Source organism: Sphingobacterium sp. UME9 (assembly GCF_014170215.1).
Taxonomy (GTDB): Bacteria; Bacteroidota; Bacteroidia; order Sphingobacteriales; family Sphingobacteriaceae; genus Sphingobacterium; species Sphingobacterium paramultivorum.
Genome location: NZ_LZZP01000005.1, coordinates 394,869 through 416,976, shown reverse-complemented (window position 1 = coordinate 416,976; position 22,108 = coordinate 394,869). Strand labels below are relative to the sequence as shown.

Genomic DNA, 22,108 nt, shown 5'->3' with positions numbered 1-22,108 from the left:
CATTAAATTTACACTAAATATTATTTTTATGAAACGAACACGAAATTACTCGTGGGTAATCTGTTTTATGCTTCTTTTCAGTTTGGGAAGTTGTATAAAGGAAGAAGCGCTTAATATGGAAGCGGATATTGTCGGTGTTCATGCCGATGAAGATGTCTTCTTGCTGAACCCGGTTATCTCAAATACGCAAGTTACACTTTATCTTCAGCCCAATATTCATGATCTTACCAAGTTGAATATGACTTTTGACCTGACTCCTGGTGCCTCGATTGAACTTTTGAAGGATTCTTTGAAAATGCCGGCCGGAACTCAGGATATGAATAAAGTAATTGTTGATGAATTGCTAAAAAACGGCGTATATTATAAAGTTACGTCCGAAGATCATCAGTTTACAAAGAACTACCTGATTAAAATTGTGAAAACAGATGGTGGATTTGTTCCAACAGAATATGGTTTTGAAGATACGGCGATCGATAAAGATGATAAATACACCATATTTTATAATAAAATTGATGGCCAGGATTTCTATAATTGGGCTTCCGGAAATCCAAGTTTCTCCTTGACATTGAGCTTGGGAGGAGGTGCAAAGGAGCCCGAGTCATACCCTACTAAAACGAGTTCGGATGCACATTCAGGATCGAAAGCGGCTTTATTGGAAACGAAGTTGACCGGTGCTTTTGGGGCGATGTTCAAGAAACCTATTGCTGCGGGAAATCTTTTTATAGGAGCGTTTGACACGGGACCTGTATTGACAGATCCACTTTCGGCAACGCAGTTTGGTCTTCCTTTCAATCAGATACCCTTGGTTTTGGAAGGTTACTATAAATATAGTCCTGGCGCGACGGTGACGGACGAAAACATGAAGCCGGTCAATACCAAAGATTCCTGTGATATCTATGCGGTTTTTTATAATCGGAAGCAGCTGATGGATTCGGAGCCTGATCCGAAGAAGAAAGTTTCCTATTTGACTGGACATAATATTTTGAAAGATCCAAGTATAGTGGCTATAGCCAGGCTGGAAAATGGTGGCGCAACAGCGACCAATGGTTTTGTCAAGTTTACATTGCCATTTAAGTACACGGCGAAAGTAAATGATGCTGACGTTGCCAATTTGGATTATAGCATTGCTATTGTGATGTCTTCGAGTAAATATGGTGATAATTTTATTGGTGCTGTCGGTAGTAAGTTAACGGTGGATGATCTCAAAATTGTAACGAAGAAATAATGAAAATGATAAAATATACAATCGCACTTGCTGCGATGGTTTTGATAGGGTCTGTTGCAAATGCGCAGGAAAATACATCGGGTGAAAGTAAATTAGGTTTTGATGTGATGGTTGGCGGTAAGATCGGCGGAGCCGCACCGCTTTCACTGCCACGTGAAATCCGAAAAATTAAAAGCTATAATCCGAATGTTCCCTTTTTTGTCGGAGCAAGGGCAAACTATCATATTGATCCCAAATGGGGAGTATCTTTGGGACTCGTCTTCGAAGGAAAGGGCATGGATACAAAAGCGAGTGTTAAGGGATATAAGACGACATTCAATGCTGTGAATGATGCAAAAGAGGAGCTGAGAGGTTATTATACGGGTGATATTACAACCAAAGTGCATAATCTGTATCTGTCTGTGCCGATTCAAGCGACTTATCAGCTTTCAAATCGTTGGAATGTGCAGGCAGGTCCTTATATTTCTTTTGCGGTAAAAAAGGAATTCTATGGCGAGGCTTACAATGGCTATCTTAGACATGAAGAACCTACTGGAAATAAAATTGTTGTGGATAATGCCGATTATGATTTCTCGGAGAGTGTCAGGAGTATTGATGTTGGTATGAGTTTGGGAGCCCATTATGCTATCGACAAAAGATTCTTTGCGTTGGCACAGTTGGATTATGGTTTCAATAATATTATGAAAACCGGATTTGAAAGTATTAGTTTCGGATTGCATAATATCTTTATGAATGTTGGTATAGGTTATAAGTTGAAATAGCTTTCATATCCATAAAAAAGAAATGGCCGATCCTAGGATCGGCCATTTCTTTTTTATATGCTATTCTGCTCATTTAAACCAATTTAAATGATGCGGAGTCTTACATTTTTAATCCGATTTCTCTTAATCGTTCATCCAGGTACTGACCAGCGGTATAATCTTCGTAGACCTTCGGGTGTTCCGCATCGATGCAGGAATCTAATGAAGCCAAACTCATGGAGGATTTTGGATGTAAAAAGAATGGAATAGAAAAACGGGAAGTACCCATTTTTTCACGTGGCGGGTTTACTACGCGATGCGTAGTGGATTTCAACTTATTGTTTGTTAACCGTTGCAACATATCACCCACATTGATGACGATATCTTCACCTTTGGCTTTGATAGGGAACCATTCTCCGTCTTTTGTCAATACTTCAAGTCCATCTGCACTAGCCCCAATCAATAAGGTGATGAGGTTGATATCTTCGTGAGCGCCTGCACGTACAGCATCTGGAGATAAGGCATCCGGATCGCTGATTGGGAAGTAGTGTATTGCACGTAGAATAGAATTACCGTTGATAACATATTTTTCAAAGTAATCTTCTTCCAGATCGAGGTAGGTAGCAATCGCTTTTAATAAGTCCCGGCCTGTATCTTCTAATTTTTTATAGACCTCAGCTGTCACACCATTAAAGCGAGGTATTTCAGCCACTTCAGGATTGTCCGGAAAATCAGCTTTGGAGTATTCTTCACCAACGATCGTTTGACCGCGTTGCCAAAATTCCTTTAAATCAGGAGTCTTCGCATCTTTCGCTTTTTCTCTTCCTTTTGCTGTATAGCCACGTTGACCTGCAAGTTCTGGAAATTCATATTTTTCCTTCGTCTCGGTCGGCAAACCAAAAAACTCAGGCACTACCTGATATAATTCTTCAATCAGCTCTTTTGATAAGCCATGATTTGCAATCGTTACAAAGCCCGTTTCGTTAAAAGCCTTGCCAATATCTTGGATGAATTGATTTCGTTGTTCTTGGGTTCCTTGAGTATAATGTAGCAAGTCCAAGCGAGGTATGTTTACTAAAGCCATACGGTGTTGATGTTTGTTCAGGACAAAGTTAACGGAATTAATTTTGATTATTAAACAGGAGCTGTTAATAAAAGTTTTATGTTTTGTTTTATTTGGTTGTATTTCAGTGCTTAAAAGTTTTCCACATTTTCTATTATTGGCAAATTCAGCTAAGAAATATGAAGCGCAGTCATGCTGACGAATATATGACAAAATTTATATTTTGGATCTTGTTATTCTGATTACTAACTGGTATATTTGTTATGCAAGCATAATAAATAGCTTGTGAGTACGCTTATGAACCAAAATCAGACAATCGACTATTTTTTAAAAACAGGCTGGCAGACAATAGCCAATAAATATAATCAAATTGCTTCGCAGTACGGTTTTACCCAGGCTGCAGGTTATATTTTGATTAACATCCATAAAGAGGGTACACCTGTTTCTCAGATTGCAAATTTGACAGGAGTTAAAACAACTAGTTTGTCCCGGGTGTTAAATAATTTGGAGTCATTGGGATTTATATACCGTGAAACGAGTGAAACCGACAAAAGGTCAGTAAAAGTATACTTGACTGAATTGGGTCGGGAGAAAAGAAGAATTGCCAAGGATGTGGTGCGTAATTTCAATCAATACTTAGCGGATAATTTTTCAGAAAATGAACGTGATCAATTGATTGCTTCTTTAGCGAAACTCAATGAGCTTGCAACCAGTTACAAGGAAGAAGTAATCGTTTAGAAGTTAAACCAAATGTACAGAAGTGCATGATAAATATGTTATGATGAACAGAAATATTAGAAAAGTGGCGGTTCTCGGTTCGGGTGTTATGGGCTCGCGAATTGCTTGTCATTTTGCTAACATTGGTGTTGAAGTTTTATTGTTGGATATCGTTCCGCGTGAACTGCTGCCAGCGGAACAAGCCAAAGGTCTCACGTTGGAGAGTAAGGTCGTTCGGGACCGAATTGTCAACAGCTCCCTAGACACGGCTTTAAAAACAAACCCTTCGCCAATTTATAGCAAGTCATTTGTCAGACGTATCAAAACAGGAAATTTTGATGATAATCTAAAAGATATTGCTCATGTGGACTGGATCATAGAGGTTGTCGTTGAGCGACTTGATGTTAAAAAGTCTGTTTTCGAGCGTGTTGAGCAATTTCGTAAACCTGGAACATTGATTACTTCCAATACTTCTGGTATTCCTATTCATTTAATGACAGCGGACAGAAGTGAAGATTTTAAAGATCATTTCTGCGGTACGCACTTCTTCAATCCACCACGCTATCTTCCTTTATTGGAAGTTATTCCCACACCGCACACCAAGCCTGAGGTAATTGATTTTATTCTTCACTTTGGCGATAAGATGCTGGGAAAATCGGTTGTATTGTGTAAGGATACACCAGCATTTATTGGTAATCGTATCGGTGTTTATTCGATGTTGGCGGTTACCCATTTAGTGGAACCCTTGGGGTTGACAGTGGAAGAGGTCGACAAATATACCGGTCCCGCAATGGGGCATCCCAAATCGGCAACTTTTCGTACGGCTGACGTTGTAGGACTTGATACCTTGGTGAATGTTGCCAATGGACTGGCACAGAATGCGCCCGAAGATGAAGCCAAGGGTGTCTTCCAACTTCCAACATTCATCAATAAGATGGTAGAGAATAAATGGTTGGGTGAGAAAACCAAGAAAGGGTTTTATGAAAAAGTAAAAGCTGCCGATGGTAATTCGGAGATTTTGTCTTTAAATCTAAAAACACTGGAATTTGGTTCACAGCAAAAAGTGAAATCAGCTACTTTGGAAGCCACCAAGCCTGTGGAGGATATCCGCAAGCGGATGAAAGTATATGAACAAGGAAGCGATAAAGCGGCGGAACTTTTCCGTGCCATGCATTATCCATTGTTTGAATATGTGTCCCGCCGTGTTCCCGAAATTACAGATGACTTCTTCCGCATTGATGATGCCATGCGTGCTGGATTTGGTTGGGAGTTAGGACCATTTGAAGTATGGGATGCGCTAGGTGTCCGAGAGACCTTAGCTAAAATTAAGGCCGAAGAAAAACGACTTCCAGGTCAGGATGGGGAGGTTGCTTCCTGGGTACACGAGATGTTGGAAGCGGGATGTGAATCATTCTATAAAATTGAAAATGGTGTACGTCACTATTATGATATTGCGACCAAATCTTATAAAGCTATTCCCGGAACGGAAGATCTGATCGTATTGGATCATATTCGGGAAAGTAAAACAATCTGGAAAAATACGGGTGTTTCTATTATTGATCTTGGCGATGGTATCATTAACTGTGAATTTCATACCAAGATGAATACCATTGGCGGAGATGTTATCCAGGGCCTGAATAAAGCTATTGATCTCGCTGAAAAGGAATATCGCGGTTTAGTGGTGTCCAATGATGGGAAAAACTTTTCTGCTGGCGCCAACATTGGAATGATTTTCATGATGGCTGTAGAACAGGATTTTGATGAATTGAATATGGCCGTTCGTGCCTTTCAAAATACATCCATGCGCTTACGCTATTCGTCAATACCTGTAGTCGTTGCGCCATTTCAAATGACCCTCGGTGGGGGCTGTGAATTTTCCATGCATGCTGATTTTGTTCAGGCTCACGCCGAAACTTATATGGGCTTGGTTGAACTTGGCGTTGGTGTTATCCCCGGTGGCGGTGGAACCAAAGAATTTACACTACGTGCCTCGGAGGAATTTAAGGAGGATCAGATTGTTCAGAACACCTTAAAAGATAAATTCCTGACCATTGGGCAGGCGAAAGTTTCGACTTCTGCTTATGAAGCCTATGAACTCGGCTATTTGCAGAAAGATAAATTTGCAATTACAATGAACCGTGCCCGCCTTTTGGCAGATGCCAAAGCAAAGGCACTGGAATTGGCTGATGAGGGTTATGTTCAGCCTGCTCCACGCAATGATATCAAGGTTTTAGGAAACCAAGGATTAGGGATCGTGTATGTAGGGGCTTCATCGATGCGTGAAGGTAATTATATCTCTGATTATGATCGAAAGATCTCAGAAAAACTAGGCTGGGTGATGTGTGGTGGAAATTTATCGTCACCGACCGAAGTATCTGAACAGTATCTACTGGATCTTGAACGTAAAACTTTCCTCGAGCTTTGTGCCGAACGCAAAACGCTTGAAAGGATTCAATTTATGCTGACCAAGGGTAAGCCTTTACGGAACTAAAAATCACTACTCACGAAAAAAATAAAAATAATGGAAGCATATATAGTAGCAGGATTTCGTACAGCAGTAGGCAAAGCGCCGCGGGGAGTATTTCGCTTTATGCGGGCGGATGATTTAGCCACGGATGTTATTAAACATCTTGTATCCACTGTGCCAAATTTAAATAAAGAAGATATAGATGATGTCATCGTTGGGAATGCCATGCCGGAAGCGGAGCAGGGACTCAATATGGCACGTTTCATTTCACTGATGGGATTGGACACGGATAAGGTCCCGGGAGTAACCGTTAATCGATACTGCGCTTCAGGTTTGGAGACTATTGCAACAGCGGTAGCAAAGATCAAGACTGGGATGGCCGATGTTATTATTGCCGGTGGGGTAGAGGTGATGTCCGGAATGCCCTTTGGAGGTTGGAAAATTGTGCCTAATCCTGTCGTGGCAAAAGAACATCCAGATTGGTATTGGGGTATGGGATTGACTGCCGAAGCTGTAGCCAAAGATTACAATGTCTCACGTGAAGATCAGGATGCTTTTGCACTTAAGTCAAATCAAAAGGCAGTTGCAGCTATTCAAAATGGTCATTTGAAAGATGGTATCGTACCTATCACCGTAAAAGAAAATTATTTGAAAGACGGCAAGATTGCAACGCGTGAATATGTCGTTGATACGGATGAAGGTCCTCGAGCCGATACTTCCCTGGAAGCTTTAGGGAAATTAAAACCAGTTTTTGCAGCGAATGGTTCCGTCACAGCAGGGAATTCCTCACAAACTTCTGATGGGGCTGCATTTGTCTTGGTGATGTCTGAAGCAAAAGTGAAAGAGCTTGGTGTAAAACCTATAGCAAAGCTCGTTAGTTTTGCTGTAGCAGGTGTTCCGCCCCGCATTATGGGTATCGGACCTATCTATGCCATACCCAAGGCTTTGGCAAGAGCCGGTCTTAAAAAGGAAGATATTGACCTTTTTGAGCTGAATGAAGCTTTCGCCTCTCAATCGCTAGCCGTTATTCGTGAACTTGGATTAGACGAAGAGAAAGTAAATGTCAATGGCGGTGCCATCGCTTTAGGGCATCCACTTGGATGTACAGGAGCTAAATTGACGGTCCAAGTCTTAAACGAGTTAAAACGCAGAGGCAAAAAATATGGCATGGTGACGATGTGTGTCGGAACTGGTCAGGGAGCTGCTGGTATTTTTGAGTTATTGGATTGAAATTAGCCGCTAAGAATAGCAATATAAACGAAATATGGATCTCTGATCTCATAACGCATAGAAGTATTTAAAAACATTGTGGACAGCATCATCACTAAGCAGTGATTTGCTGGTCCATATAAATCTAAAAAGACAATGGGTGAAAATAAAGCAATTAAAGGCGGAGAGTTCGTGATTAGAGAGACTCCCTATACAGCCGTTTTTATTCCGGAAGAATTTGATGAAGAAGCCAAAATGATTCGTCAGACCTGCTTGGATTTCTTGGATACAGAAGTATTGAACAAGCTGGACCGTATCGATGCGCAAGAAGAAGGACTTATGCCTAGTTTGATGGATAAGGCCGGTGAACTGGGGATGTTGGGTGTTTCTATTCCCGAAGAATATGGTGGTTTCGGCAAGAATTTCAACACTTCTATGCTTGTTGCCGATGCGGTAGGTGGCGGGTTTTCTTTTGCTGTCGCATTGTCTGCTCATACGGGAATCGGTACGCTGCCTATTTTGTATTATGGTAATGATGCCCAAAAGGCAAAATATGTTCCAAAGCTTGCTACCGGTGAATGGAAGGCGTCATATTGTTTGACAGAGCCCAATGCTGGATCGGACGCAAATTCGGGTCGTACTTCCGCAAAATTAAATGCCGAAGGGACACATTATTTGATCAACGGACAAAAAATGTGGATTACAAACGGTGGTTTTGCAGATATCTTTATCGTATTTGCAAAAATCGATGATGATAAAAACCTGACGGCATTTATTGTAGAGAAAGACTTTGGTGGCATCACGATGAATCCCGAAGAACATAAATTGGGTATTAAGGGATCTTCAACACGTCAGATCTTTTTCAATGATTGCGCCGTTCCTGTAGAGAATATGCTTTCTGATCGTGAAAATGGATTTAAGATTGCTGTAAATATCCTGAATATTGGTCGTATAAAACTGGGCGCCGCCACGATCGGTTCGGCACGTATGGTGATCAATCATGCGGTGCAGTATGCCAATGAACGTGTGCAGTTTAATCTGCCGATTTCTAAATTTGGAGCCATTCGTTATAAGCTGGCTGAGATGGCAACACGTTTGTTTGCTGTGGAGTCGGCATCGTATCGTGCCGGTCAAAATATTGATGATGCCTACGATGCATTGATTGCTGGCGGTATGGATGAAGCTAAAGCAAAATTGAAGTCTGTGGAGCAGTTTGCAATTGAGTGCGCTATCATCAAAGTATGGTGTTCGGAGATGTTGGATTATGTGGTTGACGAAGGGGTACAGATTTATGGTGGAATGGGTTACTCGGCAGATGCGCCAATGGAACGCGCTTATCGGGATTCACGGATCAACAGGATCTTTGAAGGTACGAATGAAGTGAATCGATTGCTTGTCGTTGACATGCTGTTAAAACGGGCCATGAAAGGTGAATTGGATCTGATGGGACCTGCCCAAGCTGTAGCTGGAGAGCTACTCGCTATTCCAGATTTTGGTGAAGAGGACGATGCGCCTTTCGCTGTAGAAAAGAAAATTGTGGCAAACCTTAAAAAAGCAGGGTTATTGATTGCGGGAGCAGCTGTGCAAAAATTGATGATGTCCCTTTCCAAAGAAGAGGAAATCCTCATGAATATTGCTGATATTATCGGGTATGTTTATATCACCGAGTCAGTCTTGTTGCGCGCAGAAAAATTGCTGCATACAGGATCTGATAAAGCAGACTATGCAAAAGATATGGCTAAGATCTATCTGTATGGTGCTATTGATAAAATCAGCGCCGCCGGTAAAGAAGCATTATATTCTTTTGGTGAAGGTGATGAACTGAATATGATGTTGGTTGGTTTGCGCAGATTCACAAAAGCACAGCCATTTAATGTGAAAGATGCACGTCAGCGAATCGCAAAGAAATTGATAGATGAGAATAAATATTGTTTTTGATTGGTAATAGATTATTGGTTTTGGTTAATGGCCGGAGAGAAATCTTCGGCCATTTTTGTGTTACAATCCTAGAAAGTCACTGTAATTATGCTACATTTAACCTTTTAAACCCTAACCATTATATGACATCTTCAAGATCATTTACATTTACAGAAGACTGGGTAGTCGTCATTTTGGGGATCGCTACCATATTTCTTGCACTCTCAGGAATTGTTGCGCCAGTACCTAGTTTTTCGTGGAGTAATTCCGCCGAACTCGTCGCAACGGTTTTCGACCCGACAAATTTAATGAAGCTTTTTGAGCAGTTTATTTTTGTATTCGTTACCGCGATATTGGGCGCCTTTCTTTTGGGGAAATCTGTGAAACATTTATTCGTTGTATTTCCTGTTGTATTTATCCTTACCGTATTTGCATTGGTGCTGGCAGGAAATGCAACGGTTAAAGAATATAATCTCGAAGCTGTAATTTTTAGTTTGATTATCGGTTTAGTCATCAGCAATTGCTTTAAACTGCCTAATTGGTTTAAAGAGGCGCTCAGTACCGAGCTGTATGTCAAGATAGGCCTAATTCTGCTCGGGACTACCGTGATCTTCGGGGATATCCTGAAAGCGGGATCCTTGGGGCTTATTCAAGCACTGGCTGTCGTATTGTCTGTTTGGTATTTTGCGTTCTGGATCTGTAAAAAATTAAAGATTGACAAGGAGATGTCCCTAATGCTGTCGAGTGCAGTATCTATTTGTGGTGTTTCCGCAGCGATAGCAACTTCGGGAGCAATTAAAGGTGATAGCAAAAAGCTTTCCTATGTCATTTCACTGGTTCTTATTACAGCGATTCCAATGATGATTTTCATGCCTTATATGGCGGAGTGGATGGGCTTGTCGCAAGAAGTTACCGGTGCTTGGCTCGGCGGGAGTATTGATACAACCGGTGCTGTCGTGGCTTCAGGTTCCCTGGTAGGAGAAGAAGCGTTGAAAATCAGTACCATTGTGAAATTTTCCCAAAACGTATTGTTGGGGCTAGCTGCTTTTGCAATCAGTATTTATTGGACTTATGCGAAATCGGTTGATGATGAAACCAAGCGGGATAAGCCTACGCTAAAAATTATATGGGAACGTTTTCCGAAGTTTGTGTTGGGATTTGTATTTGCATCGTTGCTCTTTTCATTCGTGATATCTCCTGAGAAGATTGATGCGGTCAAAGGAAGTTTGAAAAACTTACAGGGCCTCTGGTTTACCTTGGCATTTACATCCATTGGCTTGGAAACGAACTTTAAGGATCTTTTTGCTCAAGATAACAAGAAACCGCTATATGCTTTTCTGATTGCCCAGACTTTTAATGTTATTATTACCCTATTGATTGCTCTGGTGCTATTTCGCTAAGACGGTAAGTGTTTCAAGGTGAAATAGATCGTTAAAATATGATTGTAAAGATGGCCGTCTAACTAGGACGGCCTTTTTTATGCTTTTTCATCAAGGGTTTATGAGTAGCGTTTTTTTCAGATTCGTAGCACAGATCTTCGTTTTTTATAAAATTGCTTGCTTCTTGATTTTCGCTGGACTGTTGGTGTGTAGGATGGTTGCCTTCGTGATTTTTTTCATGCTGAAAGAAATTCGAAGCGCTTTTTATTTGCTTTAAGTGTCTTAAAATTAATGTTTAATGGCTTTTTGAAAAAAAACATCATTAAATCTATCAAATTAGTAGTCTTTTAAAAAATATTTATATATTTGTATCGTTATCTGATTTACAGGTAAATAGGAAGGCGAGCAAAAAGGACTGACTTGATTATGAATCGAACTAGCCATGAAATTGATTTTATAAAAAAGACATGTGATTAAAGTTGTTTGAGATTGCCGCTTGATAAGTGCATAAATTGATTCGTTTATGCAGCAGGAAATAAAAGAAAATAACAAGATAAAAAGAATGAAACAAAATTACTCTCCAAAAACAAGTTTATTGGTTGCTTCGGTAGAAGGATCTGTTGTTACCCTAAAAAGTGACAAGAAACGAATGTGTTGTTAAAATTTCTCTCTTACACTCTCTTATATTAGAAAAGGGAAGCCGAGGCTTCCCTTTTACAAAGTTTTAACAATGAAGCAAGTATCGATTGGCGTTGGCACTTGTTTTAGATTCACCATTAAACTGAATAAATTTATGAAAAAAAATGCTATTTTTCGAATTAGCGTCATTTTTAGCTTGCTTTTAACAGGTTCTTACCATACCTACGCGCAAGTAGAAAATCCTAAACCTATTATAAATGCCTCGTTAACAGGTACCGTAATTGACGCCGTAACAAAAGAGCCTCTGCAAGGCGTAACGGTTCAGTTGGAGGCCGTTACACACCAGGTGAAAACCGACAGTAAAGGCGTTTTTCAGTTTGTAACTGGACAAAAATTGCCATTTTCATTGATTGTATCCATTGTCGGTTATCAAACCCGTCATATCGTTGTAGACCATTCTCCGGCAGTGATTGAACTTACACCACGATTGGAAGCATTGGATCAAGTAGTGGTCACTGCACGCCGTCGTAAGGAACAGTTACAGGATGTTCCGATTCCCATATCGATTATTCGTGGCGCTGCATTGGAGGATGCAGGGGCATTTAATGTCAATCGACTAAAAGAGCTTGTACCTACAGTTCAGTTATATGCATCGAATGCACGTAATACGACGCTTAATATCCGGGGACTGGGCTCAACTTATGGCCTCACCAATGATGGTATCGATCCTGGTGTAGGATTTTATCTTGATGGTGTATATATTGCCCGTCCTGCCGCGACTTGGCTAGACTTTATTGATATCGACCAGATAGAGGTACTGCGTGGACCCCAAGGTACACTCTTTGGAAAGAACACAACAGCAGGTGCATTCAATATAACCTCACGTTTACCACAATTCACACCAGAGGCCAATGTGGAAGTCAGTTACGGAAACCAAGGTTTTATTCAGGCGAAGACTTCAATCTCAGGGCCATTGGCCAAAAACCTGGCTGCGAGAGCTTCTTTCTCTGGCACACAACGGGATGGAAACCTGTTTAATGTACATACCAATAGGAAGATCAATGATATCAACAACCTGGGCTTTAGAGGGCAATTGCTGTTTACCCCGACTGAAAATATCAAACTGGTGCTTTCTGGGGACGTGTCATCACAAAAGCCTGATGGTTACGGTTGGGCGGTTGCCGGAGTTGTAAAAACACAGCGTGCGGACTACAGACAATTTGATGCAATTATTAAAGATCTTGGCTACGAGTTGCCCTATAAAAGTGCCTTCGAGCGTAAGATAGATTTGGATACACAGTCCAAAGCTGATAATAAATTGGGTGGTGTCGCATTGAATGCCGATATCAAGATTGGAGAAGGGACACTGACCTCAACTTCTGCGTGGCGGACATGGACATGGGTTCCGCTCAATGACCGCGATTACTTGGGACTTCCGGTATACACCGTTTCAGCAGGTAATTCCGTCCATAATCAGTGGTCACAGGAATTCAGATACTCTGGAAAAATCAGTGAAAAGGTCAGCGGGGTTGTTGGTTTATTTGGCCTTTGGCAGGATCTGGGTACAGATCCCGTACATACCGAAGAAACAGGGTCTGCCTTTTGGCGTTTTCAAAAAAGCTCTACCAGTGCTTTGTGGCAGACACCAGGATTATTTGACAATTTTGGAATCAAGACCGTTTACGGAATTAAGAGTACAAGCCTGGCAGCCTATACACAGATTGATTGGGCTGTGACACCAAAATTACACATCCTCCCAGGGCTGCGCTACAACTACGATAAAAAGGTGGCTAACTACGATAGGCAGACCTATGGTGGTTTGCAGACGTCAGACCCGGCACTGCTAGCCTTAAAGAACGGTGTATATACCAATCAGACTTTTGATATCAATGCGGATGCCGATAATTTCTCAGGTCAGCTATCGGCAAGATATCGTTTCAATCCGAAGATAAATGCTTATGCAACGTATTCCATCAGCTATAAACCTGTTGGTATCAACGTTGGTGGATTGCCGACAGCCAATGGAGCAGTGTTGCTGGATCTCGCCGAAGTAAAACCTGAGGCTGTACGTCATAAGGAAATTGGTGTGAAGACAAATCCAACACGCAATTCACTCCTCAATCTGACCGTCTACCAAACGGATATCAAAGACTATCAGACCCAAGTGCAGACTCCTGAACCTGGGGTGAACCGTGGTTATCTGGCCAATGCCGAGAAGGTGCGTGTAAAGGGAGTTGAATTGGATGGAAACATCAACATCGGACATTTTCTCCGATTGAATGGAGCGCTAGCCTATACAGATGCCAAGTATGTCAAATTTACCAATGCACCTGTCCCTTTAGAAGAGGTTGGCGGAGCTCAGGCTTTTAAAGATATCTCTGGCGGCGTCCTTCCTGGTGTTTCCAAATGGTCCTGGTCGCTGGGTGGCGAAGCGAATAAAAGCGGTAAGCTGATCGGGATTAATGGATCTTACTTTTTGGGCGCAGACCTATTTCACCGCTCTAAATTTTCATCAAGTTCTTCCCCCTCACAATACCTAAATATTGATGCCTATTCGGTATTGAACGCCAGGTTAGGATTCAGGGGATCGAATGGTATTTCGGTGTTTGTGTGGAGTAGAAATCTAACAAATAAAGATTACTACGAACAGTTGCTGGCGGCGCCTGGAAGTTATGGGCAATACGCAGGTGTAGTTGCCGATCCAAGGACTTACGGCGTTACACTGCGATACAATTGGAAACAAGGAAATTAAATCCGTAATTCATATTATATTCTTATCGACCGTCTCCATTTCATCATGGGGACGGTTTTTCTTTTTTCGGTAATTTTCAATAGCTCCTTTTTTTATATATGGAAATTTGTATATTAAATCATCATTAAGGTGAATGATTTGCGCATGAACGAAAAAGAGCTTTTACAACACTATAAAACAAGCGGTGACTTGTCTACACTGGGGAAACTATATTCGCCCTATATGTCTTTGCTTTATGGTGTGTGCTTTAAATACTTACAGGATCCCGATCGTAGTCAGGATGCTGTGATGCAGATATTTGAAGAACTGATACCGAAGCTTCGTCAATATGAAGTCGATAATTTTAAGAGCTGGTTACACGTTTACAGTAAAAATTATTGCCTTATGCAATTACGTAAGGATAAGCGGACCACGCAGGTTGATATTGAAAACAATTTGTTTGAAAGCGAACAAAAGCTAAATGATACCAGTGAAGCTAAATGGGAAGAAAAGGATTTCGAGAAACTGGAAGGCTGTATGCAAACTTTAAACCGCGAACAAGAGGAATGTGTACGTTTGTTTTATCTCGAGCAAAAATGTTATAAAGATATTGCAGATTTGACTGGATATGATTTGAATAAGGTCAAAAGTGCTATCCAAAATGGAAAGCGCAATCTGAAAATCTGTATGGAAAGGAAAGAAAATGGAAAATAATTATCAATTATCAAGGATCCATAATTACATCCAAGGTTTGATGAGTAAAGAGGAGATGTTTCAGTTGGAACGTGAAGCGTTGGAAGATCCCTTTTTACAAGATGCCATCGATGGTTACCGATTACAAAATGGTGTGGATGCCCGGCAATTGAGCCTCTTACAACAGCGCCTCAATCGTAGGGTGGAAGATACTGTTGCAACAAGACACGCCCAGTATTTCACATGGCAGCGTTTGGCCATAGGTGCTACCGCAGGTGTACTGTTTGTGACTTTATTGGCCCTGCTATATTTTAAACATTTTAGCGGTAAAGCTGAGCGTACAACGGATGTAGAATTAAGTGAACCTGAAAATAGGGTATCTGTTCAACCTTTGTTGGACGGGGGGGATGCAACACCCCGTGAAGGATGGAAAATTTTTGAACAGTACCTCAATCAGAAGTCGGTAGCGCCTGCAGGAGGAGGCGAAATTATTGTTAATTTTACGGTCGACAAAAATGGAGTGCCCACCAATATTAGTGCCGAAGGGCAACCCGATCAGTTACTCTTTAATGAAACGGTTCACCTTCTACAGAATGGACCAAAATGGCAGGGAACAAAAGGACGTTTAAAGATTGTTTTCCCCGTCAAAGCGGAAAATAATCCGGCACAAGCAGCTGTCATTAAACCTCCGCATTGTTTTGGAATTGAAAAAAAATAAAAGTGATCTGATAAAAAGCAGCGAGCCATTTCCTATGAAAGAAATGGCTCGCTGCTTTTTTATATGGTCTGAATTACTTAAAATGCATATCTCAGACCCAATTGTACTTGATAAGGATTACCATTTAAGTTAGATACGCCAACGCCTGAACTCATATTGTAAACATATTGTTGATTCGCTGCATCGAAGCTTTTGATGGCATATAGATTCTGTTTACCCAGATTGTGTCCTACACCCCAAGTTTTTTTCAAAAGGTTGGCTACATTGAAAATGTCTATCGAAGCTTCAATACCATGTTTCTTGTAAACTTTTAGATTTTTGGCCAAGTGCAGGTCAAATACGCCGTAAAAACCGTTGATGCCACCGTTACGTTCAGCTATGCGGTCGAGGTTTCCATTGATGTATTTTTTGATGCTCTGCTCTGCATTTGGATCATCTAAAATAGCTTGAATGCCGGTTTTGATGTAATCGGGTGTGTTTTTGTTATTTGGATCGTATACGAAGGCAAGATCGTTGGAATTTACAAAATCGCCGTTGACATTCCCATTGACCGCTAAAGAATAGCGTGTTCCTGCAATCCCGCTGAAACGTAAACCCATCGAAACACCCCATAACGATGGCATGGTACCATAAAAGACGACTTTATGGCGGAACTGATTGTCCGAATATGTCATCGTACTCAAGTCGCGTGGATCATCTTTGACCATCAGGGAAAGGGTGGCAGAGTTGGCAACATTACCGTTATAGGAGGTATTGTCTTTGGTATCGTTCCAGGTGTAAGACATCGTGATCTGACCGTCTTTATAATAACGATAAGTTCCGTCCAGTACAACGGTGTAAGAATTGTTTTTCCCTTCGCTGTTCATTTCCAGTACGCGGCCTATTTGTTTGGTTTTACGGCTATTGGTCCAGTTGGCGGCACCATTTGTCGTGTTGATGCTCGATGCTGGAACATACACCCCACGGTTACCTTCGGCAGTCAACCTAAAGTAAGGGTCCTCCACCATATTGCGATCTACATACATATAATTGTTGCGTCCCCAAGTTCCGTAAGCACTTAACCCGATACGTAACGAAGGTGTGAAAAAGTGATTGATGGAAATATTGGCTTTATATACCGTCGGCACTTTCACATCCTTGCTATTGGTATTGATGGTGACAAGTTTTTCGATCTTTGGGTTGTCCAACAATTCACGTCCCGGAGCTGTATCGGGATCCTTGCGATATCCTGCAAAATTTGGCTTGGGAATTAAGGTCGGGTCAGTAATATCTACACCGGCAATGCGTGAACCATCAAACAACATATTGTTTAACATAGAATAGGGGTTGAGGGCCGAACCGAATATACCAGCGCCAAAACGGATGATATTTTTCTTTTCTTCATTGATATCCCAGTTGAACTGCACACGGGGCTGTATCTGAAAAGTATTGATCCCATTATCGGTCGAGAGACCCAGTTCGTCATAGACCGTTTGGTTGAATGTTGCCTTCTTTAGGTATTTCGTGTTGTCCAGACGTAGGCCGCCGACAACATCAAGACCTCTTGCGATTTTAGCTTCCATCTGTCCATAAAGACCTACAGCCAGATTGTTGACCAAGGTGTTTTCTTTGTCGGTCATATATACATCACGGGCATAGCGATAAGGAGTCAGGTTGTCGAAATTTTGTAAACCGGTAAAATAAAAACGGCCATTCATTTCGCTGCCGTAGCGGAAGTCCATGTTGGTATACATGACATCTGCACCGAAGGTATATTTGATTTTATCTGTATTATAATATAGGTTGTTGACCAATTGTAACATATTTCCATTAAACCATTCTGGCGCATAACGCTGACCACCAAGCTGTATTGAATTGGTATATTTATTTGTACCGTCTACAGATTGAACGGATTCGACGATCGCACGCGGAATACTGTGTGATTGATCAAATCCAGCAACATTATGTTGTGCTTCTGAACGTTCATAGAAATGTTGTACCTTCAAATCGTTGGTCAGTTTGGAGTTGATAGACGTACGCAAGGAGGCCATTAGGCTATTGTTTATGTACCTTCTGTTCGTATAAGATTCAAAAGCATTGATCCCTGTATTGTCCCCTTCCTGTTGATTGTCCATGTCGTAGACAAAGTTGTTACGAATTGTCAATAGGTTTTTATCGTTCAACTGCCAGTCAATGCGGGCAAAGGCAGCATCGGTCTTTTTCTTTTTGTCGAAAGAACCAAACAGACGATCGGCGCTAGCGCCATATTTGCCTACAGCAATGCGGGTAAACTCATCTAAAGTAGCCTGCGTTACTTTGTAACGTGCAATATCCTCCGTTGTTTGAATATCAGCGATCTGAAGTGGGCGGGTATCCATCTGACGGTCCCAGGTTACAAAGAAATGGGCTTTGTCCTTGATGATTGGCCCGCCAAGTGAGAATCCATATTGATAGGTGGAGAATTTTTGTTTACGTGCCGTTCCATTAAGGTTGTACTTGCTCGAAAGCCAGCCCGCGCGTGCAAAAGTGAACGCACTTCCTGTTAAAGTATTTGTACCTGATTTGGTTACTGTGGTAATACTTCCGCCACCGCTGCGGCCGAACGTAACATCGTAGTCGTTGGTCACTACCTTGAATTCGCGAATCGCTTCCATGGAGATTGAATAGGCACCACCGCTGTTCCCGCCAGCTACTGTACTGCGTGAATTCATGCCGTCTACCGTAAAATTGGTCGAAGATGCTCGTTGTCCAGCTAGATTTGTTCCACTGCTAACAGGTGATAAATCAATTAGCGAGGAGAAATTACGTCCATTTACAGGCATTTTTTTGAGATCATTAGCCGTAATAGCTGTAGATGCACCCAATGTCTTGATCTTGTTTTTTAGATCAGCTGCAGTTCCTTGAACGATAACTTCATCCAATTTATTTTCAGCTGATGATAAGGTGAAATCCACATTGAGCTCGTCACCATAGCTTAATTTATAGTCGGTCTTTTTTTGTTCTGCATAGCCAACATGGTTTACCGATATGCTGTATGGCGAGCCTAAAGGTAATTGTGGAAAGGTATAGATACCGTTTTGGTTCGTCAGTGTTGTTTGTTTAAACCCGGTAGATTCATTTTTTACTGATACGGACGTTCCTTTTACAGGGCCATTGTTGTCCATGATACGGCCTGTAATGGTTGCTTCAGTACCCTGAGCCCAGCTGTTAGTTGGAATTTGAAAAAATGTAATGATGGTTAATGAGATTAACCAAATGATCTGTCTTTGCATAATAATTTCACTTTTTAGTTGATTAGTGTCTGTCACAAGTATGTTGCGAAATTATCCCTGCAAGATTGTTAAATGGTTAAGGACTCATTATTAAATATTTAATAAAAATGGATTTAGGCTGCCTATTGCGTATAATTAATTAACCTATACACAGAGCGGGCGGCTCGGAAGAATCCGAGCCGCCCGCTCTGTGTATAAAGATGAGAGGATTTACTCTTCCCAACGAATTTTATCTGCAATGGGTGTACGGTTAGGTTCACGCACCTCAGATTGGTGGTGTCCTAAGTAGAATAGACCAATACATTTTTGATTTTCTTCGAGATTTAAGAAACCACCCAAGTGATTGATTAAACCTGGTGTCGCCCAGTATCCACCGATATTTAGCGAGTGCGCAGCCAACCACATGTTTTCAACTGCAGCAGCCGTACAAGCCAATTCTTCCCATTCAGGAACTTCACCCGTATAATTGACAACAATCGTAATGGCAACGTTTGACTGTGTTGCTTTTTTGCCCATTGTTATTTCAGTTGCTTCAGTATATTTCTCTGTAGGTGTTACCGATTTGTAGATACGTGACAATTCGGTGCCTAAACGTTCTAATCCCTCTTTGCGGAAGATCACAAAACGCCAAGGTTGTGTTCTTTTGTGTGTTGGAGCAGCATTGGCCGCTTCCAAGATACTCAAGATATCTTCTTTACTGACTTCTTCTTCAGTAAAGGAAGCTTGAAATACGGATCTTCTGTAGTGTATTGCTTTTAATACGTCGTTTTTCATTATAATTTATTTTTCCTTTATGCTTTTTCTTCCCATAAAGATACAACATGCAAAATTGTTTTGACGGCTTTTTCCATATCTTGTACAGCTACCCACTCTTGTTTTCCGTGGAAAGCATGCCCTCCAGCAAAAATATTTGGACAAGGTAAGCCCATAAACGAAAGGCGGGAGCCATCTGTTCCACCGCGGATACTCCTTCTTTCGGCCACCATTCCTGCACGGTTGATGGCTTCCATGCCGATTTCCATAATTTCAGGATGCTGATCCAGCACTTCTTTCATATTACGGTATTGTTCTTTTACGACAAAAGTATAGGTGCAGTTTGGATATTGTTCCACAATCGATTTTGCGATGCCTTCCAGTTCATCTTCATGTTTCTTTAGATTGGCTGTAACGTGGTCGCGTACGATAAATTGAATTTCAGCTTTTTCCACAGATCCACTGATATGAACAGGGTGTACAAAGCCGTCTTTTTTGTTGGTGCTTTCAGGTGAAAGTCGATCTTTTGGTAGTGCATCAATTACCGCACTGGCGATTTTGATGGCACTTTGCATTTTACCCTTAGCAAAGCCGGGATGTACGGATACACCATGAATAGTTAATGTAGCTCCATCCGCTGAAAATGTTTCATCCTCAATGGTTCCAGCTCTTTCGCCATCCATTGTATAAGCAAAATCTGCTGCTAAACGTTTCAAATCTGCTTTATCAACACCTCTGCCAATCTCCTCATCTGGTGTGAAAAGAATTTTGATATCACCATGTTTGATTTCAGGATGTTTCATTAATAGACGGGCAGCATCCATGATTTCGGCCACACCTGCTTTGTCATCTGCACCCAACAAAGTGGTGCCACTCGCTGTAATGATATCATTGCCAATTTGATTGGCTAGATCGGGATGTTCGGCGTATTTGATGATAATACTCTTGTCGTCAGGAAGCACAAGATCCTGGCCCTGATAATTAGGATGAACCAGTGGTTTAACATCTTTTCCAGAAGAGTCCGGAGATGTATCCATATGAGAACAGAAGCAGATAACAGGAACTTGCTTTGCAGTATTGGATGGAATAGTTGCATAGATATATCCATTTTCATCCATTGCTGCGTCTGAAATACCCAATGCTAGCAACTCCGCTACAAGTAACTTTCCAAGGTTCTTTTGCTTTTCCGTAGAAGGACATGTTGGTGAATTTGCATCAGATTGTGTGTCAATCTGTACATAGCGTTGAAATCTTTCGGATACCGAAAAATCACTTATGTTGTTGATCTCAAATGTGCTCATTTTCTAATAGCCTTAATGTGATAAGGGTGGTCAAACTTAGATAAATTGCTTTTTATTTGCAATTTAATTTGGTTGCATTTACAAACAATTTGTCCCTACTCCACAGGTTTAATTCTATTTGTTAACAAACTGACAATAACTGAAACTCATAGGAGGGGGCACGACCCCAATTCCCGCTGAAAGGAATTTATTGTTATCTATAATTTATTGCTACATACAATGTGCTGTAGCGCTTTTGAACAGTAAAGTTTTACCCATAGCTATGTGAACAGAAATCTTGGATGATCCCAAATCAAAAAAAAGACCTATCAAATCGTTGACAGGTCCTTTTTTAAGTGTATCGTTCTCTATTTCTTTTCGTCTGCGTAACCAAATACTTTCTGTAAAATATTGGTATTTCTACTGCCGCCTATGTTCTGTCTAATTTTTGACTCCTGGTCGGCAACTTTGATGAAAAGACCGTCTATTGCTTTCTGCGTAACGTATGCAGTAAGATTTGTCTCCACTTTATTGCCTAAAGGGAGGTTGTTATAAGCTGAGGTCAATTGTGTCCAATACTGGTCCACATTGTTTGTACCCATGGCAGATTTGATAACAGGACTAAATTTGTTCGTTAATTCTGTCGATGTATTTGTTTTAAAAAACGTTGTCGCGGCGTCTTCTTTGCTGCCTAAAAGAATATTGGTCGCATCTGTAATTGTCATCTTTGAAAGTGCATTGACAAATACGGGGGCAGCCTCTTTAACGGCTCCCTCAGCAGCTCTGTTCATGCTCTGTATAAACTGATCGCATAATTTTCCCATACCAACAGCGCGAAGTGTTTTTTCTACTTTCTGTGCTTCGGCAGGCATCAAAATCTTTACTGCCGCATCACCCAAAAAACCATCCTTCTTGGCTAAAGATTCGATACTCAGATTTAAACCATTGCTTAAAGCCTGTTTGATCCCCAATGAAGCATCTTTGTTGGATAAAGACGTCAAGGTATTGGATTTTGATGCTGTGGTCGTTTTAGTACTGTCGGTTTGGCCCTGATTTGCTTTTGTCAATGTTTCACTGATTTTCTTAAAAATCTGTGCTTCGCTTGCATTGGAATAAAGTAGTCCTGAGACAAATAGTGTGCAATATAATAGTGGAAATTTCATCATGTTATTGTTTTGCTGTCAAAATTAAACATATCGACTGTTAATTTATGTGAAAGTTTAAAGCAATTGCTAGGAACCATAGCTATTGTCAAGAATCGTAGCAAATGCGCTACAGCGTGCTGAATCGCTATCCCTGATGCGGTATAAATAAAAAGCTGTCCCA

At 41.2% G+C, this 22,108-nt stretch carries 15 protein-coding genes; 10 read left to right on the top strand and 5 right to left on the bottom strand.

Annotation, left to right across the window (positions count from 1 at the left end; translation table 11 throughout):
- The first annotated feature begins 28 nt into the window (after positions 1-28).
- Together A9970_RS10295 and A9970_RS10290 are read left to right on the top strand one after the other, a co-directional pair.
- The gene (locus A9970_RS10295) at positions 29-1,225 is read left to right on the top strand and encodes a PCMD domain-containing protein (protein WP_259655367.1); all 1,197 of its coding nucleotides are present in this window, start codon (positions 29-31) and stop codon (positions 1,223-1,225) included.
- 5 nt (positions 1,226-1,230) lie between these two features.
- On the top strand, positions 1,231-1,986 hold the full coding sequence (locus A9970_RS10290; protein ID WP_236582732.1) for a porin family protein: 756 nt from the start codon (positions 1,231-1,233) through the stop codon (positions 1,984-1,986).
- 100 nt (positions 1,987-2,086) lie between these two features.
- Here the strand turns inward: A9970_RS10290 and A9970_RS10285 are convergent, their stop codons facing one another.
- Positions 2,087-3,049, bottom strand: coding sequence for an isopenicillin N synthase family oxygenase (locus A9970_RS10285; RefSeq protein ID WP_182982213.1), 963 nt, complete (start codon positions 3,047-3,049; stop codon positions 2,087-2,089).
- Positions 3,050-3,325: 276 nt separating this feature from the next.
- Between A9970_RS10285 and A9970_RS10280 the strand changes: the two genes are divergently transcribed.
- From A9970_RS10280 to A9970_RS10245, 8 genes are all read left to right on the top strand, one after another.
- Positions 3,326-3,766: a MarR family winged helix-turn-helix transcriptional regulator gene (locus A9970_RS10280; RefSeq protein ID WP_075995002.1), complete on the top strand. Its 441-nt coding sequence runs from the start codon at positions 3,326-3,328 to the stop codon at positions 3,764-3,766.
- Positions 3,767-3,806: 40 nt separating this feature from the next.
- Positions 3,807-6,236, top strand: a complete 2,430-nt coding sequence (locus A9970_RS10275) for a 3-hydroxyacyl-CoA dehydrogenase/enoyl-CoA hydratase family protein (RefSeq protein ID WP_182982212.1) — start codon at positions 3,807-3,809, stop codon at positions 6,234-6,236.
- Between the two features lie 30 nt (positions 6,237-6,266).
- A complete protein-coding gene (locus tag A9970_RS10270; protein WP_088163166.1) occupies positions 6,267-7,442 on the top strand; it encodes an acetyl-CoA C-acyltransferase in 1,176 nt (391 codons plus the stop codon).
- 135 nt (positions 7,443-7,577) lie between these two features.
- Positions 7,578-9,359, top strand: a complete 1,782-nt coding sequence (locus A9970_RS10265) for an acyl-CoA dehydrogenase family protein (protein WP_153844322.1) — start codon at positions 7,578-7,580, stop codon at positions 9,357-9,359.
- A 122-nt stretch (positions 9,360-9,481) separates the two neighbouring features.
- Positions 9,482-10,738, top strand: coding sequence for a YeiH family protein (locus tag A9970_RS10260; RefSeq protein ID WP_075995001.1), 1,257 nt, complete (start codon positions 9,482-9,484; stop codon positions 10,736-10,738).
- Between the two features lie 772 nt (positions 10,739-11,510).
- Positions 11,511-14,108 carry a TonB-dependent receptor gene (locus A9970_RS10255; RefSeq protein WP_182982211.1) on the top strand — a complete coding sequence of 866 codons (2,598 nt, stop codon included), beginning with the start codon at positions 11,511-11,513 and terminating at the stop codon, positions 14,106-14,108.
- A gap of 144 nt (positions 14,109-14,252) precedes the next feature.
- Entirely contained in the window at positions 14,253-14,801 is a 549-nt protein-coding gene (locus A9970_RS10250; protein WP_075994424.1) for an RNA polymerase sigma factor, read from the top strand.
- Positions 14,791-15,498, top strand: a complete 708-nt coding sequence (locus A9970_RS10245; RefSeq protein WP_182982210.1) for a hypothetical protein — start codon at positions 14,791-14,793, stop codon at positions 15,496-15,498. The genes A9970_RS10250 and A9970_RS10245 overlap by 11 nt, the downstream gene beginning before the upstream one ends.
- 77 nt (positions 15,499-15,575) lie before the next feature.
- Here the strand turns inward: A9970_RS10245 and A9970_RS10240 are convergent, their stop codons facing one another.
- The 4 genes from A9970_RS10240 to A9970_RS10225 form a co-directional block, all read right to left on the bottom strand.
- Entirely contained in the window at positions 15,576-18,749 is a 3,174-nt protein-coding gene (locus tag A9970_RS10240; RefSeq protein ID WP_182982209.1) for a TonB-dependent receptor, read from the bottom strand.
- Positions 18,750-18,959: 210 nt separating this feature from the next.
- Positions 18,960-19,523, bottom strand: coding sequence for a nitroreductase (locus A9970_RS10235; RefSeq protein ID WP_220801575.1), 564 nt, complete (start codon positions 19,521-19,523; stop codon positions 18,960-18,962).
- A 17-nt stretch (positions 19,524-19,540) separates the two neighbouring features.
- Entirely contained in the window at positions 19,541-20,803 is a 1,263-nt protein-coding gene (gene pepT / locus A9970_RS10230) for a peptidase T (RefSeq protein ID WP_182982208.1), read from the bottom strand.
- Between the two features lie 347 nt (positions 20,804-21,150).
- Entirely contained in the window at positions 21,151-21,948 is a 798-nt protein-coding gene (locus A9970_RS10225) for a DUF4197 domain-containing protein (protein WP_182982207.1), read from the bottom strand.
- Positions 21,949-22,108 lie beyond the last annotated feature (160 nt).

Coding starts and splice junctions, on each gene's coding strand:
- A9970_RS10295 (WP_259655367.1), top strand. CDS start 29: ATGAAACGAACACGAAATTACTCGTGGGTAATCTGTTTTATGCTTCTT.
- A9970_RS10290 (WP_236582732.1), top strand. CDS start 1,231: ATGATAAAATATACAATCGCACTTGCTGCGATGGTTTTGATAGGGTCT.
- A9970_RS10285 (WP_182982213.1), bottom strand. CDS start 3,049: ATGGCTTTAGTAAACATACCTCGCTTGGACTTGCTACATTATACTCAA.
- A9970_RS10280 (WP_075995002.1), top strand. CDS start 3,326: ATGAACCAAAATCAGACAATCGACTATTTTTTAAAAACAGGCTGGCAG.
- A9970_RS10275 (WP_182982212.1), top strand. CDS start 3,807: ATGATGAACAGAAATATTAGAAAAGTGGCGGTTCTCGGTTCGGGTGTT.
- A9970_RS10270 (WP_088163166.1), top strand. CDS start 6,267: ATGGAAGCATATATAGTAGCAGGATTTCGTACAGCAGTAGGCAAAGCG.
- A9970_RS10265 (WP_153844322.1), top strand. CDS start 7,578: ATGGGTGAAAATAAAGCAATTAAAGGCGGAGAGTTCGTGATTAGAGAG.
- A9970_RS10260 (WP_075995001.1), top strand. CDS start 9,482: ATGACATCTTCAAGATCATTTACATTTACAGAAGACTGGGTAGTCGTC.
- A9970_RS10255 (WP_182982211.1), top strand. CDS start 11,511: ATGAAAAAAAATGCTATTTTTCGAATTAGCGTCATTTTTAGCTTGCTT.
- A9970_RS10250 (WP_075994424.1), top strand. CDS start 14,253: ATGAACGAAAAAGAGCTTTTACAACACTATAAAACAAGCGGTGACTTG.
- A9970_RS10245 (WP_182982210.1), top strand. CDS start 14,791: ATGGAAAATAATTATCAATTATCAAGGATCCATAATTACATCCAAGGT.
- A9970_RS10240 (WP_182982209.1), bottom strand. CDS start 18,749: ATGCAAAGACAGATCATTTGGTTAATCTCATTAACCATCATTACATTT.
- A9970_RS10235 (WP_220801575.1), bottom strand. CDS start 19,523: ATGAAAAACGACGTATTAAAAGCAATACACTACAGAAGATCCGTATTT.
- pepT (WP_182982208.1), bottom strand. CDS start 20,803: ATGAGCACATTTGAGATCAACAACATAAGTGATTTTTCGGTATCCGAA.
- A9970_RS10225 (WP_182982207.1), bottom strand. CDS start 21,948: ATGATGAAATTTCCACTATTATATTGCACACTATTTGTCTCAGGACTA.